Genomic DNA, 16,110 nt, shown 5'->3' with positions numbered 1-16,110 from the left:
TCAACGAGGAGGCAACCAAATGGCAATCCTGATTCGCGGCGGCACCGTGGTCGATGCCGACCGCACCTATCGTGCGGACGTGCTGTGTGCGGACCCGCAGGACGGCGGCACGATCCTGCAGATCGCGGAGACGATCGACGCGGCGGCCGGCGTGACGGTGGTCGACGCACACGACCAGTACGTGATGCCGGGCGGCATCGATCCGCATACGCACATGGAGCTGCCGTTCATGGGTACGACGGCGAGCGACGACTTCTATTCGGGCACGGCTGCCGGGCTGTCGGGCGGCACGACGAGCATCATCGACTTCGTGATCCCGAGCCCGAAGCAGCCGCTGATGGACGCGTTCCATCAATGGCGCGGCTGGGCGGAGAAGGCTGCGGCCGACTATGGCTTTCACGTGGCCGTCACGTGGTGGGACGAATCCGTGCATCGCGACATGGGCACGCTGGTGCGCGAGCACGGCGTGTCGAGCTTCAAGCACTTCATGGCGTACAAGAACGCGATCATGGCCGACGACGAAGTGCTCGTGAACAGCTTCTCGCGCTCGCTCGAACTCGGTGCGCTGCCGACCGTGCACGCGGAGAATGGCGAACTCGTGTTCCAGCTGCAGAAAGCGCTGCTCGCGCGGGGGATGACGGGGCCGGAGGCGCATCCGCTGTCGCGTCCGCCGGAGGTCGAGGGTGAGGCTGCGAACCGCGCGATCCGGATCGCGCAGGTGCTCGGCGTGCCCGTGTATATCGTGCACGTGTCGGCGAAGGATGCCGTCGATGCGATTACGCGCGCGCGCAGCGAAGGGCTGCGCGTGTTCGGCGAGGTGCTGCCCGGCCATCTGGTGATCGATGAAGCGGTGTATCGCGACCCGGACTGGACGCGCGCGGCCGCGCACGTGATGAGCCCGCCGTTTCGCTCGGCCGAGCATCGCGAGGCGCTGTGGCGCGGGCTGCAGGCCGGACAGCTGCATACGACGGCGACCGATCACTGCGTGTTCTGTGCATCGCAGAAGGCGATGGGCCGCGAGGACTTCACGAAGATCCCGAACGGCTGCGGCGGCGTGGAAGACCGCATGTCGGTGCTGTGGCATCACGGCGTCAATCACGGCCGCATTACGCCGAACGAGTTCGTGCGGATCACGTCGACGAACGCCGCGCAGATCTTCAACCTGTATCCGCGCAAGGGCGCGGTGCAGGTCGGCGCCGACGCCGATCTGGTCGTGTGGGACCCGGCCGCGACCAAGACGATCTCGGTGAAGACTCATCACCAGCAGGTCGACTTCAACGTGTTCGAAGGGATGACGGTGCAGGGCGTCGCGACGCATACGCTCGCCCGCGGCGCGCTTGCATGGACCGATGGCGAACTGCGGGCAGTGCGTGGCGCGGGCCGGTACCTGAAGCGGCCGCCCGCAGCCGGGTACTACGAGGCCGCGCGTATCGCCAACCGGCTGCGCGAGCCGCATCCGGTCGAGCGCAGCGGCTGAACGCATCGGCCCCGCGGGCGCGCTGCGGCGCGCTCGCGGCGGTGTTCAGCGCGCGTCGTTTGCGTGCGCCTCGCGGATCGGGATCACCGTGCGCGCGCCGCACTGGCGCAGCAGGTCGCGCAGCTCGTTGATGACCGGGAACACCTCGTGGTTCCAGTCGGCGCCCTGCCGGTCGTGCGCTTCCTGTTCGCGTTCGACGATCCAGCGATCCTCGCGGAAAATCCGCTCGGTGAACCATACGAGCAGCGGCCACGCGAGATCGAGTGCGAACGGGATGCCGGGCTTGTGGATCGACAGCAGTCCGAACGTGCGATTGGTGCGCTGCTCGGCGTCGAGCGGCACGTAGACGATCCACAGGTCCATCACCAGCGTGCCCTCGCTCGAGCGGATCTGGAGCGTCTGGTACGGATACTCGGTGCGGACCGTCATCACGCTCTTGTTGGCCTGGTCGCCGGGTTTCTTGCTCGAACCGAATACGAGCGCCTCGCCTACCGGCTGCTTGCCTTCCATCCGCGCGAACGTGTAATCGACCTCGACCCAGTCGTCGCCGCGCCGGCGGCCGATCGAGCGCGCCCGCATCTGCCCCATCTGCTTGCGGTGCAGGAACTGATGGTTCATGTCCATCAGGTTTTCGTGCATGAACGAGTAGTGGCATTTGACCTCGCGGCCGAAGCGGCGCGTCTTGAATGCCGGGTCGTCGGCTGACGCGAGCGCGGGGAACGGGCGTTCGTTCGCGCGTGCCGCGTCGCCGGGGAACACGAAGATCAGCCCGTGCGACTCGCGGCACGGATAGGCGCGTACGCCGTTGGGCAGACGCTCGCGGCCGAGGTACGGCACGTCGACGCAGCGGCCGCTGTCGCACGCGTAGGTCCAGCCGTGGTAGCAGCAGCGCAGCGTTTCGCCGCTCACGACGCCCGCATGCAGCGGGACCTGGCGGTGCGCGCAACGATCTTCGAGCGCGTACACGGCGCCCGATTCGGTACGCACGAGCACGATCGGATCGCCGGCGAAGCGCACGCCGAGCGTCTTGCCGCGCTTGAGCTCGCGCGACCACGCGAGCGGATACCAGTGATCGGGATGGATCGGCACGCGGCGCAGGTCGCGCACGACCGCGCCGGTGGAGGGTTGGTCCAGGGTGCTGCTGTCAGACAAAGGCACTGCGCGCATGCGTGACGCCTCCTGCTGGCTGAAGAGTTCCAGGCGCCGCGCGACGCGCGGCGGGGACTGATCTGGAGAAGTCTACGCGAAGTTGGCCCGCGAAGCTGATCCGATGCGGGTTTGCCCGGTCGGGGCGGCGTGCGTTTCATTGATGCGGCGCAAACGCGGGCGGCGGCGCGCTGTGCTGATGCCGCGCGTCGGCCGTCCCACGTCGCCGCGCGTTCGGTCAAAGTCGCGCGTCGCGCCACAGCACCGCGTCGGCACGGTACAGCGCGGGGAAGCGCTGCTTCAGCCCGGCGACTTTCGGCAGGTCGTTGTATGCAATGTACGGCGCGTCCGGATGCAGCTCGAGGTAGTTCTGGTGATACGCCTCGGCCGCATAGAAGCCCTTGTACGGCTCGACGCGTGTGACGACCGGTGCAGGGAACGTGTGCGCGGCGCCGAGCTGCGCGATGTACGCGGTCGCGACGGCCCGCTGCTGCGCGGTGGTCGGGAAGATCGCGGATCGGTATTGCGACCCTTCGTCGGGGCCCTGGCGATTCAGTTCGGTCGGGTCGTGCGCCACGGAGAAGAACACCTGCAGCAGCCGGCCATACGTGATCTGCGTCGGATCGTAGACGATGCGCACCGATTCGGCGTGACCGGTCAGCCCCGTACCGACGAGCGCATAGTGCGCGGTTTCGGACGCGCCGCCTGCGTAGCCTGCCGTGACCTGCTTCACGCCCTTCACGTGCTCGAACACGCCTTGCACGCCCCAGAAGCAGCCGCCGGCGAACACGGCGGTTTCGTCGCGGGACGCACCCGGCGTTTCGTCGAGCGCCGGCGCGGGCACGGTGCGCATCGGCTCCGCGGAATTGACGATGCGTTGGTAGCCGAACACGGCGGCGGCCGCGACGGCGATTGCGCCGATGCGGCGCAGCATCGCGGACCGTCGCCGCGGGCCGGAATCGGAAGTGGAGGTCGGGATCATCAATTGCTCCTTCGAAATGCGGGACGGAATACGGGACATGGCGCCGGCGTGCGTTCAACCGAACGTGAATGCATACGCATCGACGCCCGGGTCGAGAAACTCGATCGAGAACGTGCGGTCCGCGATCGCGCCTGGTTGCCGCACCAGCTGGTACAGGCGTTGGCCGGTGACGGTGCCGTAGCCTTGCGCGTCGACGTCGGCACCGTGTGCTGCGCCGGGTGCGGCGCCGTCGAGCGTCACGCGAAAGCGCACCGGCTTGCCGTTCGCGCCCGGGCCGAGCACGAGGTGCAGATCGCGCGCATGGAAGCGATACACGATGCTGCCGCCCGGCGCGGCGAGCGTCGCGCGTTCGGCGCCGACCTGCCACGTGCCTGCGAGACCCCAGTCGTTGAGGTCCGGATGTGCGGGTGCGTCGTACCGGTGCGCCATGTCGCGCACCACGCCGCCGGCAGACGTGAAGTCTTCCGCGCGCGCATAGCCGACATACGTTTCGGGTGAGCGGACGTCCGCGCTGTCTGCCGCCGCGAGCGCACCCTTCGCGGGGGCGCCCGTGAGGCCGAGCGGCACGTTCAGCGCCTCGGGGTGACCGGCTTCCGCAAGCAGCGACTGGATCGCGCGCTCCGACTGCGCGTATTCGCCTTCGCCGAAGTGGTGATGGCGGATACGTCCTTGCGCGTCGACGAAGTAGTGTGCGGGCCAGTATTCGTTGCCGAACGCGCGCCAGATCGCATAACCGTTGTCGATCGCAACCGGATAGTCGATGCGGAGATCGTGCACGGCATTCTTCACGTTGCCGATGTCGCGTTCGAACGCGAACTCGGGCGCGTGCACGCCGATCACGACGAGCCCGTACGGCGCGTACTTGCGCGCCCACGCGGTGGTGTACGGCAGCGTGCGCAGGCAGTTGATGCACGAATACGTCCAGAAATCGACGAGCACGACTTTGCCGCGCAGGCCGGCAGCCGTCAGCGGCGGCGAGTTCAGCCACTGCACCGCGCCGTCGAGCGATGGCAGCGTGCCTTCGACGGGCAGCGCGGCAGTCGTGCGCATCGCGGGCGACGTGTCGGCGGCGCGCATCATTGCGCCGCCGGGGGCCGGGGCGCCATCGGATGTGGCGGCCATCATCGCGCCGGCTGCCGCGCCGCCGTTGCCGGAGCTCGTGTCACTTGTCGCGGCCATCGCCGCCGGCGCGCCATGCGAGCGTCCGCCGAGCCGGTCGACGAGCTTCGTCTCGAGGCCGCCCGTCGTGACGGTCGACAGTTGGGCGAGCGCACCCGTATCGAGGCCGAGCGCGATCGCGCCGACGCCGGCGAGCAGCGCCGCGCCGATCGCGCGCCGGATCCATTCGCCGGCGCCGAGCGAACGTTTCATCGCGGCGAACACCTTCCCGCCGATCGCCAGTGCGATGCCGAGCGACGTCGCCGCGCCGGCCGCATACGCGACGAGCAGCAGCGTCGTGCCGACGTTCGCGCCGTGCAACGCGGCACCGGTCAGCACGAGCCCGAGGATCGGGCCCGCGCACGGCGCCCACAGCAGGCCGGTCGCGACGCCGAGCAGCAGCGACGACGCGGGGCCGGCAGCGCGGCCGTCGCGCTGCGCGAAGCCGGTGAGCCGGTTGCCGGCCGCGACGAGCGGGCGCGTCAGGTGTTCGGCGAAGCGCGGCAGCAGCAGCGTCAGGCCGAACACCGCGAGCAGCACGATGGCGAGCCAGCGGCCGGCCTGGTTGGCCTGCGCGACCCATCCGCCGCCGACGGCGGCGAGCGTCGCGACGACCGCGAACGTGAGCGCCATGCCGATCAACAGCGGCAGGCCGGTACGGATGAATGGCTGGTCGGCGCGCGCGAACACGAACGGCAGCACGGGCAGGATGCACGGGCTCAGGATCGTGAGTATGCCGCCGAGGTAGGCGAGGACGATGAGCAGCATGGGGCAGTCTCCGGTCGGTCGGGAATCGGCGACGCGTCAGGCAGTGGCCGGGTGGAAGGCGAGCGCGAGCCCGTTCATGCAGTAGCGCAGGCCGGTGGGTGGGGGGCCGTCGTCGAACACGTGGCCGAGATGGCCGCCGCAGCGGCGGCAGTGCACTTCGGTGCGCGCCATCCCGTACGACGCATCGGCCTCGGTCGCCACCGCATGGTCGAGCGGCTTCCAGAAGCTCGGCCAACCGGTGTGGCTGTCGAACTTGGCGGCCGACGAGAACAGCGCGAGGTCACAGCCGGCGCACGCAAAGGTGCCGCGGCGATGCTCGTCGTTCAGCGGGCTGCTGTACGGCGGCTCGGTGCCGGCATCGCGCAGCACGTTGTATTGCGCACGCGTGAGGCGGCGGCGCCATTCGGCGTCGCTGCGCGTGATTTCGAACGGGGCGGCCGTCGGAGCGGGGGTGTGCCCCGGAGCGGCGGGCGGCGCGGCGAACACGCGACCGACGAGCGCGCGGCGGCCGGTGGACGACAGCGTCGCGAGCGCGGCAAGGCCGGTGGCGCCGGCGAACAGCAGGTGTCTGCGGGTGGGCATGATCGGCTCCTGGAAGCAGGTCCTGAAAACATGCGCACAGAGTAGTCAGCGGCCGGTGTCGAAGTCCTCACGGAAAGTTAAATGAATCGTTATATATGGTGTTACGTGGCCGTACGGGGGAATCAGTCGACACCCTGGCTCGCAAGCGCTCTCGAGCCGATGAGCATGAAACGCGAACCGGAGAACGCTTCAATCTGCAAGCGGCGATTGCCCGGCAGTAGCGCAACTAAAGATTGCTTGTGGGACGGAGCTGTTCCGCATGCGCGACGAGCTCGGCGGGCGCGAGCAGAATCTTTGGCAGCAGATGCGGGCGCTGGTCGCGAGCGGAGTCGAATCGAAGTGCGGGCGTCACCTGGCTCGCCCTTGATCCTTCTCGCCTCACTCGGTGAACCCGGCTCGGCGCCGTTTTTTTTCATTTGTGCAGGTTGTCGACGACGATGAATCGCGACGCTCGCGGAGGGGTTGGATGTGGGCAGTGGACGGCAGCGACGGCGCCACGTTCGACGGCAGCAGTTCGTCGATGCGATTGATCGGCTGGTCAGCAATGTGCTCGAGGACGTAGGCGAGATACGCGTCGCGATCGAGGCCGTTCACGCGTGCGGTGCCGATCAGGCTATACATCGCGGCGGCACGTTCGCCACCCGTAGAGCACATTCACCTGGCCGATGCTATTCGCTCGGTGGCGTTAGCGGGGCCACGCATGCCACTTCCCTGCATGCTCAGATGTCGTAGGCAAGCGCCCGCTCTTCCGCTTTCGCGTTGAACGAATCCGTTCCGATGGTCGGAGCCGCGCCACGAGCAGCGAAGTTGTAACCGGCATACTGCGCGAGCATTTGAATGTCGCCCCTTCCGAGGCGACGCTTTTGCAATGCGTATGCTCGAGCGGATTCGGAAAGAAAAAATCTGTGTCCGTCTCGATCCGGCTCGACACTCACCAGAGACTTGTCGGTCAATTCGGCAATGTCGCTGGCTACGTCGGACACTGTATAGCTCCTGTCACATACTAGCGCGCGTAATGCCTCGAACGTAAAAGCACTCTGGAATTCGGCAATCTGCCCAAATAGCTTCTGACTCGACGGGCTCAGCGACGCAAAGCTCCAATCGAAGCTAGCCAGCAACGTCTGGTGGTGCGAAAGAGCCGTCCTGTATCCACGTGTCAGCAACTTGAAGCGGTCGTCGAGAAATCCGTGAACACCGCTAAGGCCGAATGTACCGACACGTGCCACTGCCATTTCGATCGCCAGTGGATTACCGTCGAGCCGGCGACAGATGTTCCCAACGAGATGGGCGCTTTTTCTCAAACTATCAAGGTCGCAACCTGACTGTTCCGCGCGCTGCATAAACAACTGCACTGCCGCACAATCCAGGATCTCCGTGGTGGACGAGCCGGGGAGCGGCACCTGGAGTGGGCGCACGCGCAACACGGCTTCACCTGGTACTCTCAGCGGCTCGCGGCTCGTTACGAGCATCCGCAAGTTGTCATGCCGGACGCAAACCGAATCGACAAGTCGAGCGACTGCATCGATGACGTGCTCAGCGTTGTCGAGCACTAGCAGCGTGCGATCTTGTGGTAGAGCTGCGGCAAGCTCGTCCACGCCCCACCTGTCTTCCGATATCGATAAGCCGAATGCCGTAGCTACTTTTTGCAAAACCAGGCCGGCAGTGGCGGCGTCGGCAAGGTTGACGAAACGCGTGATATCAAAACGGTCGCATAGTGCCGCATGAGCAGCTTCAATCGCCGCGCTTGTTTTCCCAACTCCGCCGGCGCCCACCAGTGTCAATACATGCGTCGTGTCGAGTATTGCCGAGATATCGGAGACCAGGCCATCGCGTCCTGTGAGTGCCCTTTGCCGTTGCGGGATATCGCCAGTCATCGCCAAATTCGCGCTCGGGGCTTGTCTGCGAGTAAGTCGGTAACCGCGGCCGGGTACGGTCACGATCAGATCGCGCTGCGGTCCGAGCAATTTTCGCAACGCGGCGACGTGCACGTGCAGAGTGTTTTCTTCAACGACGGTCCCGGGCCAGACCGCGCCCATCAACTCGTCTTTCGTTACGAGACGTCCCGCCGCCGACAACAGTACCGCGAGCACGTCAAACGCACGCGAACCGACATGGACAGCTTTCCCGTCACGTCGCAGCGAGCGCGTCGACAAATCGACTTCGAGTGTGCCTAGCAACATCGCTCAGACCTCGTCGATCAGACAAACCGGGCCACTGAGCCAACACCCGCTGCCTTTATCGGCCGGATCGCGAAAGTTCACCGTGATCGCCGACGGACGCCCCATCGCCACGCCCTGACGCACGACGATGCCGCGTCCCCCCGCGGCGACGAGCCCATAGCGATGCGCACCGTACAGGAGCGCTGCCGCTGCGATGCCGGTCGCCGCGTCTTCCGGATAGCCGGACGCGCGCGGGAATTGCCGTGCCTCGAACACGTGCGGGGCGCTGACAACCGGCGAAAACGGATACAGACCGGTGGACGACAGCGCGTCGCACAAGCCTTCGACTTGGTCGAGTTTCGGCGTGATCGCATTCAGCCGTGAAGTCGAGCGGACCGGCACCAGCGTTTTGGTGCGGCTCGTCGTTGCGTTGACGATGCCGACAGGCAGCAGATCGCCCGCAACCAGGTTCAATACATCGAGTGTTCTGGCGATGAGCGCCACGTCAACAACCGGCTCGGTGCGCCCCGCAGGCTGGCTGACTTCGATCCGCGCGTCGGACGCGTCGTAACGTGCTTCGACGCTGCCGCTCAGCGTTTCAATCAGCGCTGTGTTCGTGCGCCATGCGCCTGTCTGACGCAGCAGCCACAATGCGCCCAGCGCCGCGTGTCCGCACATCTCCATCTCGTGGTTGGGCACAAAAAAGCGGAAGCGGAAATCATGGCGCGGATCGACGGCGCGCATCACGAACCCGCTTTCCAGACCATACCTGCGGGCCACCTCTTTCATCTGCGCGTCGGACCAGCCGTTCGCATCGAGCACAACCGGAGCCGGATTGCCGCCCTCGTCGGTGGTCGAAAATACCCGTACGAGCCGCACACGTTGTACGATGCTCATGCGCTTGCTCCCTTATTAGCTCCGCCGCTCGGTATGCCGCCTTGTGTGAAGCTGGCGCAAAGGCCAGTCCGTCGTCTCTCGCAGCATGCACGGCCTGCGTTTTTTATTCGCTTCCATTTGGGCCGGATAATGCGAACTATCGGGCCATGGCGGTTGGCATCCGAGCTGCCCACCCCTATCAAGTCCCAAGTCGCAGGTATTCGCCATGTTTTATCAGACGTCTAAATCGCACATTCCCGCCGATCGCGTGGCTGCGACCCGTCGCATCACGATGGCCGATTACGTGACGTCGTGGCACGAGCACGAAGAATTCATGTTCCTGTTGCCGAATCAAGGCTCGCTGACGCTGACTTCGGAGTGTTCAAAGCATTCGCAACGCATCGGCGCCGGCGTGCTTGCGATGGTTCCGGCGGGGGTTTTTCACGACACGGCGAGCAATCCCGGCGAGCATTGTCATACGGCGGTCTATGCGGAGCGCGACTTCGTTTCGTTTTGTGCGCGCAAATCCAATGTCCGGATTGCCGTGGGCGATGCACCGCGCTACTGCGTGCCGCCGCCTGCTCTGCTCGGGGCACTGCGTTTGCAGACACGGCTCGACGCGGACAACGAAACGGAGGAAGCACATGACATGTTGCGGTATCAAAGCGATCTGGTCGATCGGCTGATTGCGTCAGCGTGCGTGGCGGCTGTGCTGAGTGCCGCACCGAGCGGTGCCAATCGGAAGGTTTCGCGCGAGCAGCTGGTCAGTGAAATCAAGGCGTATCTTGACGTCATGCTGGCGGAGCGGATCGATATCGAGACAATCGCTTCGGAATTCGCTATATCGCGACGTCATCTCACCCGGATTTTCCGCGAGGAGACCGGTGAAAGTGTCACCGATTATCAACTCCGGCAACGTGTCATGCGCGCGCGTTCGCTCTTGAGTGTTCCCGGCACAACCGTGCTGTCGGCAGCGCTGAGCGTAGGGATCGAATCGCCTTCTTATCTGGCGAGGCTCTTTGACAAGTTCGGTCTGCCTTCGCCGCGCGAGGTAAAGGCGTCCCGTGCTCGATGCAACTGACGCCTCTTCACTTCTGTCACGCCCATCGGACTCAACCGCTCCTCCGGTAAATCCTGGCGTACCTGACCGCTCGCGAGACAGTTGCTGCGGGTGGTTCTGGCGTGGCAGATCCAGTCTTGACGCTTAATGGCCGATGCTGGCGGCCGTTATTGAGGGCTTCAAAGTCTGCTCGGTAAACGTCGTTGCCAGAGCCATGCCAGGCAAAGGCGACGACAGGCTGGGCCTATGGCATCCCGAATGCCAAGAGCGACAGGGGCCGTTTGTGTGTCATACCTGCCGTTACACTGTCATTGGCTCGAGCGTCGGCAACAGGTCGTGCAGAGTCGTTCGCGTCGCCCCGGAACCGCGCGCGGTCGCGGCCAACGCTGATGCCGGGGCTAATGTGCCAGCACGATAGGGCACCTTATCACCGTGCACTATGCTGCGAGCGCCCGCTCAAAAGCCTGGGTATCACGGCTGGCCTGCATCGCGGAGCGACTAAAGCTCGCGCTTGAGCGGCGCCAAATAGGTCGCCTCGTTGCTGACTGCGCCTTCGTCACGAGTCTTGGTAGGCGAGGCGTCAAAAAACGACGATTATTGTCCGCACTACACTGCACCAAGTCACTGTCGACGGTCAGTCTCCACCATGCCCGCCACCGCCCTGCAATTTGCGCTGCTCGCCAAGCAGCAGGAAATCGCGTCCCTGCGCCGCCTGGCCCAGCAGATCGAATTGGTCGACTTGCTCGGCCGCCTAATCCACGCGCTACAGCGCGAGCGCGGCACCACCAGCATCTATTTGGCGTCGAGCGGCAAGCGCTTTGTCGCGGAGCGCGCGGCTTCGCGCGGTGAATCGGCGCCGCTCGTCGCGCAATTGCGCGCGCGGCTGGATCTGGAGCTGACGCCCGCGCGCGGCTCGACGTCGCGTCTGCTGTCGCTGATCGCGTGGGTGCTGCTCGACCTGGAATCGCTGGATGTGCTGCGCGAACGGATCGACCATCTTGGGCTGTCGGCGCACGATTCCGTCCAGGCGTTCAGCACAGTGATCGGCGGCCTGGTGGAACTGATTTTTCAGTTTGCCGACAGCGCGGCAGATCCGTCGGTGTCGCGCATGCTGATTGCCCTCGTCCATGTCGTCGAGGGCAAGGAGCAAGCCGGACAGGAACGCGCCGTCGGCGCGCACATGTTCGCGGCGGGCACGTTTTCGGCGGACCAACAGCAGCGCCTGCTGTATCTGATCGCCGCGCAGGAGCGCAGTCTCGAAGTCTTCGCGAGCTTCGCAAGCACGGCGCAAAACGCATGGTGGGAAATCCGCATGACGGAGCCGCACATGGCAGCGCTCGAGAAGCTGCGCCGCGTACTATGCACGGCGCGCGCGGGCGATGCGCTCGATGCCGGCCTGAGCAAAGCATGGTTCGACGCCGCGAGCGCCCGCGTCGACGATCTCTGGTACCTTCAAATTGCGCTGACGCTGCAGGTGCAGGAAACGTGCGACGCGCGAATCGACGACGCGCACCGAACGCTTCGCGACTCCGAGCGCCTGATGGCTCAGTTGCGGAACAATCCGCCCCCGCATATCCAGGCGCTCGCGCAGTTCTTCGCCGGCGATCCGTTGTCGGCTCGCGCGGCGGTTCACGAGCTGCCGGGACGCCTCTCCGGCTCCGATCCGTTGACGCTCGCCAGCCTGAAATCCCTGCTGGAATCGCAATCGGCGCGACTGGCGGGTGCGGAGGTCGAGCTCGATGCGGCACGTCGCGCGCTCTACGAACGAAAGCTGGTGCAGCGCGCGAAAAATACGCTGATGACGCGCTTCAGGATGCGGGAGGACGAAGCGTATCGGATGCTGCAAAAAGCGTCGATGGATGGCAATCGGCCACTTGCCGATATCGCGGAAGACGCGCTGACGTCGCCCGAGCGATTCGTCGACGAGCACGCGCAGCCTTCCGCGCGACGCCGTACGCAGCGAAGCACGCCGGAGACACCGCATGACGACGGCACGACCTGACAGGAACGGCACCGCGCTTCACGCACCGCGGCGGCGCGCGACGCGCATGCACGAAGTGCAGTTTGCACCGCGCGAGTGCGGCTCGCTGCGATCGTCCGCGGCATTTTCCCCGGCATTTCGCGTCCTGCGGGCCTGCATCGCGATATCGTTGTCACCGGTATGAAAATTGCAAACATCTCGTTCGTCGGGCTAATGGCGGCCTGACGATCCCGCCATGTCCAACCGTGGCGGCCGATCACGTGGATAACAGCGTCCGCGCGAGGCACTCGCATGTCCAGCGAGTGCCTCGCGCGTTTTTTTTGCCCGTCCAACTCTATGAGCGCACACCATGGCCTATCTCACGCCCAACGAATTCGTCACCAGGATGGTCGACGCCGGTGAATCGAAGCTGTCGATGTCGACCCGCGATACGCTGATTCGCGCGTACATGGCGGGCGCGATACTCGCGCTCGCAGCCGCCTTCGCGGTCAGCATCACGATCAACACAGGCAACGCGCTGGCCGGTTCGCTGCTGTTTCCGGTCGGCTTCTGCATGCTCTACCTGCTCGGCTTCGACCTGCTCACCGGCGTATTCACGCTCGCGCCGCTCGCGGTGATCGATCGCCGACCCGGCGCGACCTGGGGCGGCGTGTTCCGCAACTGGACGCTGGTGTTCTTCGGCAATTTCGCCGGCGCGCTGACGGTCGCGCTGTTCATGGCGATCATCTTCACATTCGGCTTTTCGGAAGCACCGAACGCAATCGGACAGAAGATCGGCGGCATCGGCGAAGCACGCACGCTCGGTTATGCGGCCCACGGCGCAGCCGGCATGCTCACGCTGTTCGTGCGCGGTGTGATGTGCAACTGGATGGTGTCGACCGGCGTGGTCGCCGCGATGATGTCGACGTCCGTACCCGGCAAAGTGATCGCGATGTGGATGCCGATCCTCGTGTTCTTCTACATGGGCTTCGAGCACTCGGTCGTGAACATGTTCCTGTTCCCGTCCGGCCTGATGCTCGGCGCCCACTTCACGATCGTCGACTATCTACTGTGGAACGAGATCCCGACGGTACTCGGCAACCTGGTCGGCGGGCTGGTGTTCGTCGGCGCGGCGCTGTACAGCACGCACTACAAGACCGCACCGAAACGCGCGCCCGCTTCGCCGGTGGGTGTCGTCGCGCGTAAGGCCTGATCGCGCTGCGCACGCCGCAACCTAACGCCGGCGAGGCGCTGAAACGCGCACGGGGCGCGCACCGTCCCCGTCGGCGGACGCACCGGCGCGGATCTACGACGCACTCACGGTCACGCCGGCGAGGCTTGCCGCGCGCCGGGCCGACTGGGCGCACGACATGCGCGAATCCGGCCATCGCCTGTTTTCGGATGCTCCACGACAACGGTTGGTGTTCAGGATTGGCGCTAGCGGTGCTCAGGCTGCATGGGACGGCGCGTGTCCGCGAAAGCCGTCGTAGCGGGCTGCTCAGACACTCCATGATTGTTCATAAACTGTATCCAGGCGCGCGATTTCCGAAAGGACGCGGCTCTCGATGCCGGTCTGCGAGCGATATCGCGCTATCGAACTCCACAATTTTCGCGGCCCGGAACCCGGTGCCGGCAGGGTTGCCGAACATATTGGCGCGCCTATGAACATTGCTAGCGCTTATTGTGAACGCCCTACACCCGTGGACCATCGCGATGCGACCGCGTAGCGTCGAGCTCCTTAAGAACGCCAACAAAAGCGCGCAAACCAACGGGAACTTGTCGGCGTCCGGGGTAGTACAAATACAAGCCGGGGTAGGTCGGGCACCATTCGCTCAGCAACGCGCTCAGCGAACCATTATCGAGGTACGGCCTGGCCATCTGCTCGGGAACGAAAGCCACCCCGAGCCCTTGTAGTGCGGCCTCAAGCATCAATTCGGTCCGGTTCAAGACCAGTGGGCCCGGAACATCAATCGAAACTGCATGACCACGGCGCTTGAACTCCCACTTGTACGGCCGCCCGTTCGGCGTACGGGAACAAATGCATTGGTGTTCAGCGAGATCAACTGGCGTGCGCGGCGGTTTGCGGGCAGCGAGATATGTTTTGGATGCGACGGGAATCATTCGAGACGGGCCGCCGAAATGAACCGCGACCATATCCTGAGGCACTGCCTCCCCGAGCCTAAAGCCTGCATCGAAGCCTTCGGCAACGATATCCACGAAGGCCGGTTCGGCGACGAGGTCGACGCGCATTTCCGGGTACCGGTGCAGGAATTCGGGGATGATTTTCTGAACAAGCAGCATCGATACCGTCTCGGACGCAGTGAGACGCAATGTGCCAGTAGGGTGATCGCGATTCGCATCCATCTCGGCGAGCACGCTGTCGAGATCCTGCAAAATCGGATGAAGCTTCGTGACGAGGCGTTCCCCGGCCGCAGTGGGGAAAACGCTGCGCGTCGTTCGGTTAAGCAGCCGCACGCGGAGTCGCTCTTCTAGATCGCGCATCATGTGGCTAAGTGTGGAGGCAGCCAGCTCGAGTTCTTCGGCGGCTTTTCGAAAACTGCGGTGACTGACAACCGCGCTGAGCGCTCTCAGTTCATTTAGAGTGGGGCGGCTATTCATGGTTTTTTGCCATCAAGACATGCCGCATTAGACCACTTATCGCCTGCTTTAGCGGCGGATACAGTGATGACCCGATTCCCATTCGACTGAAGGAGCGTGCCATGACCCATACGTGGTTCATTACGGCTGTGAACAGCGGCTTCGGCCGCGAGATGAGCGAACAACTGCTCGCGCGTGGTCACCGTGTCGTCGGTACGGTACGTGAACTGCAATCCGTCGACGACCTGCGCGCGCGTTACCCGGAATCGTTTCGGCGACTCCCATTGGATGTTACCGACATCGCAGCCATCCCCAATGTGGTGCGGCAAGCGTTTGCCGAATACGGCAGGATCGATGTCGTGATGAATAATGCAGGCTATGGGCTGTTCGGGCCGGCCGAAGGGCTGACCAGCGAGCAAATCCGGGACCAGATTGATACCAACTTGGTCGGTCCGATACATGTGACACGTGCGGCACTTCCTCACTTGCGTGCGCAGGGTGGCGGGCGCATCGTCGCGATGTCTACGTACGGTGGCCAGGCCGCGCATCCTGGCGCGTCGCTTTACCATGCGAGCAAGTGGGGGCTAGAGGGTTTTTTTGAATCGCTCGCCGCTGAGGTGGCGTTTTTCGATATCGGCGTGACGATCGTCGAGCCGGGCAGTGTGCGGACGGCATTCCGATGCACCGCCGGCGCCCGGATGGGTGCAGACCTGCCGGCCTACAAGGACTCGCCGATCGGCGCACTGCGTGCGCGGCTGGCCGATCCTGCTTTCGCGCCGAATGGCGATCTTGAGAAGATGGTGCGCGTGATTATCGCCAGCGCGCACGAAACCCCAGCGCCAAGACGGATCGTGCTCGGCACCGATGCACACAACATGATCCATAAAGCCCTCAGCGAACGCCTCGCCGGTCTTGAGGCCCAAAAGCAGCAGGCACTGTCGACAGACAGTGCGTGACGCCGAAATCGCTGGATGGCGGCAACGCATGATCGTGCTCATCGGCTGGGTCCGGAGCATCGCTCGCGGACGAGGGTTCGATCGAGCGCAGCGTGCTCAATGCGGTGCTCGAGCGCTACGTCAGAGGAGATGCACCAGCTGCACCAACATGGGAGCGTTGAACTGTCGCAAGAGAGAGGGGCGCAAACCGCGCTCTTTCGAACAGCCGGGCCGTCGCTTGTGGCGCACGCCCGGCATAAGCGTTCCTTGAAGGAATAACCGGTTTACCCTGACATCAGTGTTGAATGGAATCGGGGCGAGCATCCCGCTCGGAAGCGAACTCGTCAGAACGGCCAAAAGTTACGTTGCGGGCCAATGGATTTGGGCGACGTGACGAATCGGAAATCCA

The 16,110-nt window shown here is 64.6% G+C and carries 12 protein-coding genes and 2 pseudogenes; 6 read left to right on the top strand and 8 right to left on the bottom strand.

All coding sequences use genetic code 11. From position 1 onward, the window contains the following. The first annotated feature begins 19 nt into the window (after positions 1 to 19). Positions 20 to 1,477 carry a dihydropyrimidinase gene (gene hydA / locus WK25_RS17800; RefSeq protein WP_069242256.1) on the top strand — a complete coding sequence of 486 codons (1,458 nt, stop codon included), beginning with the start codon at positions 20 to 22 and terminating at the stop codon, positions 1,475 to 1,477. Positions 1,478 to 1,522: 45 nt separating this feature from the next. Here hydA and WK25_RS17795 read toward each other — a convergent pair whose 3' ends face one another. The 7 genes and pseudogenes from WK25_RS17795 to WK25_RS17765 all read right to left on the bottom strand — a co-directional run bounded on the left by WK25_RS17795 (position 1,523) and on the right by WK25_RS17765 (position 9,169). Continuing rightward, complete coding sequence (locus WK25_RS17795) at positions 1,523 to 2,644, bottom strand: aromatic ring-hydroxylating oxygenase subunit alpha (RefSeq protein WP_069242255.1); 1,122 nt, start codon at positions 2,642 to 2,644, stop codon at positions 1,523 to 1,525. Positions 2,645 to 2,861: 217 nt separating this feature from the next. Then, positions 2,862 to 3,605, bottom strand: a complete 744-nt coding sequence (msrA, locus tag WK25_RS17790) for a peptide-methionine (S)-S-oxide reductase MsrA (protein ID WP_069242254.1) — start codon at positions 3,603 to 3,605, stop codon at positions 2,862 to 2,864. Positions 3,606 to 3,659: 54 nt separating this feature from the next. Next, positions 3,660 to 5,531, bottom strand: coding sequence for a cytochrome c biogenesis protein DipZ (locus WK25_RS17785; protein ID WP_069242253.1), 1,872 nt, complete (start codon positions 5,529 to 5,531; stop codon positions 3,660 to 3,662). Positions 5,532 to 5,567: 36 nt separating this feature from the next. After that, complete coding sequence (gene msrB / locus WK25_RS17780; RefSeq protein WP_038571037.1) at positions 5,568 to 6,113, bottom strand: peptide-methionine (R)-S-oxide reductase MsrB; 546 nt, start codon at positions 6,111 to 6,113, stop codon at positions 5,568 to 5,570. Between the two features lie 468 nt (positions 6,114 to 6,581). Beyond that, a pseudogene (locus WK25_RS17775) lies at positions 6,582 to 6,755 on the bottom strand (transposase domain-containing protein); the annotation flags it as partial. Positions 6,756 to 6,832: 77 nt separating this feature from the next. After that, positions 6,833 to 8,293 carry an ATP-binding protein gene (locus WK25_RS17770; RefSeq protein WP_069242251.1) on the bottom strand — a complete coding sequence of 487 codons (1,461 nt, stop codon included), beginning with the start codon at positions 8,291 to 8,293 and terminating at the stop codon, positions 6,833 to 6,835. Between the two features lie 3 nt (positions 8,294 to 8,296). Further along, positions 8,297 to 9,169 carry a PhzF family phenazine biosynthesis protein gene (locus tag WK25_RS17765; protein ID WP_069242250.1) on the bottom strand — a complete coding sequence of 291 codons (873 nt, stop codon included), beginning with the start codon at positions 9,167 to 9,169 and terminating at the stop codon, positions 8,297 to 8,299. 205 nt (positions 9,170 to 9,374) lie between these two features. Between WK25_RS17765 and WK25_RS17760 the strand changes: the two genes are divergently transcribed. The 4 genes and pseudogenes from WK25_RS17760 to WK25_RS32350 form a co-directional block, all read left to right on the top strand. Continuing rightward, positions 9,375 to 10,229, top strand: coding sequence for a helix-turn-helix domain-containing protein (locus tag WK25_RS17760; RefSeq protein ID WP_038571028.1), 855 nt, complete (start codon positions 9,375 to 9,377; stop codon positions 10,227 to 10,229). A 544-nt stretch (positions 10,230 to 10,773) separates the two neighbouring features. Beyond that, positions 10,774 to 12,210 (top strand): nitrate regulatory protein, encoded by a 1,437-nt coding sequence (locus tag WK25_RS17755; protein WP_226209399.1) that lies wholly within the window; start codon positions 10,774 to 10,776, stop codon positions 12,208 to 12,210. 328 nt (positions 12,211 to 12,538) lie between these two features. Continuing rightward, positions 12,539 to 13,381: a formate/nitrite transporter family protein gene (locus WK25_RS17750; RefSeq protein WP_034204814.1), complete on the top strand. Its 843-nt coding sequence runs from the start codon at positions 12,539 to 12,541 to the stop codon at positions 13,379 to 13,381. 11 nt (positions 13,382 to 13,392) lie between these two features. Beyond that, a pseudogene (locus WK25_RS32350) lies at positions 13,393 to 13,532 on the top strand (ABC transporter substrate-binding protein); the annotation flags it as partial. A 328-nt stretch (positions 13,533 to 13,860) separates the two neighbouring features. On the opposite strand, the gene WK25_RS17745 reads toward WK25_RS32350, so the two are convergent. Continuing rightward, complete coding sequence (locus WK25_RS17745; RefSeq protein WP_069242248.1) at positions 13,861 to 14,787, bottom strand: LysR family transcriptional regulator; 927 nt, start codon at positions 14,785 to 14,787, stop codon at positions 13,861 to 13,863. Between the two features lie 101 nt (positions 14,788 to 14,888). Between WK25_RS17745 and WK25_RS17740 the strand changes: the two genes are divergently transcribed. Then, positions 14,889 to 15,722, top strand: coding sequence for an SDR family oxidoreductase (locus WK25_RS17740; RefSeq protein WP_069242247.1), 834 nt, complete (start codon positions 14,889 to 14,891; stop codon positions 15,720 to 15,722). Positions 15,723 to 16,110: the final 388 nt, after the last annotated feature.

It is taken from the genome of Burkholderia latens (assembly GCF_001718795.1).
In the GTDB taxonomy this organism is placed as follows: Bacteria; Pseudomonadota; Gammaproteobacteria; order Burkholderiales; family Burkholderiaceae; genus Burkholderia; species Burkholderia latens_A.
Note: the sequence above shows the minus strand (reverse complement) of the source record. Positions and strands in the feature narration are given on the sequence as shown.

Excerpts from the sequence above, each read along its gene's own strand:
- hydA (WP_069242256.1), top strand. The coding sequence starts at position 20 with ATGGCAATCCTGATTCGCGGCGGCACCGTGGTCGATGCCGACCGCACC.
- WK25_RS17795 (WP_069242255.1), bottom strand. The coding sequence starts at position 2,644 with ATGCGCGCAGTGCCTTTGTCTGACAGCAGCACCCTGGACCAACCCTCC.
- msrA (WP_069242254.1), bottom strand. The coding sequence starts at position 3,605 with ATGATCCCGACCTCCACTTCCGATTCCGGCCCGCGGCGACGGTCCGCG.
- WK25_RS17785 (WP_069242253.1), bottom strand. The coding sequence starts at position 5,531 with ATGCTGCTCATCGTCCTCGCCTACCTCGGCGGCATACTCACGATCCTG.
- msrB (WP_038571037.1), bottom strand. The coding sequence starts at position 6,113 with ATGCCCACCCGCAGACACCTGCTGTTCGCCGGCGCCACCGGCCTTGCC.
- WK25_RS17770 (WP_069242251.1), bottom strand. The coding sequence starts at position 8,293 with ATGTTGCTAGGCACACTCGAAGTCGATTTGTCGACGCGCTCGCTGCGA.
- WK25_RS17765 (WP_069242250.1), bottom strand. The coding sequence starts at position 9,169 with ATGAGCATCGTACAACGTGTGCGGCTCGTACGGGTATTTTCGACCACC.
- WK25_RS17760 (WP_038571028.1), top strand. The coding sequence starts at position 9,375 with ATGTTTTATCAGACGTCTAAATCGCACATTCCCGCCGATCGCGTGGCT.
- WK25_RS17750 (WP_034204814.1), top strand. The coding sequence starts at position 12,539 with ATGGCCTATCTCACGCCCAACGAATTCGTCACCAGGATGGTCGACGCC.
- WK25_RS17745 (WP_069242248.1), bottom strand. The coding sequence starts at position 14,787 with ATGAATAGCCGCCCCACTCTAAATGAACTGAGAGCGCTCAGCGCGGTT.
- WK25_RS17740 (WP_069242247.1), top strand. The coding sequence starts at position 14,889 with ATGACCCATACGTGGTTCATTACGGCTGTGAACAGCGGCTTCGGCCGC.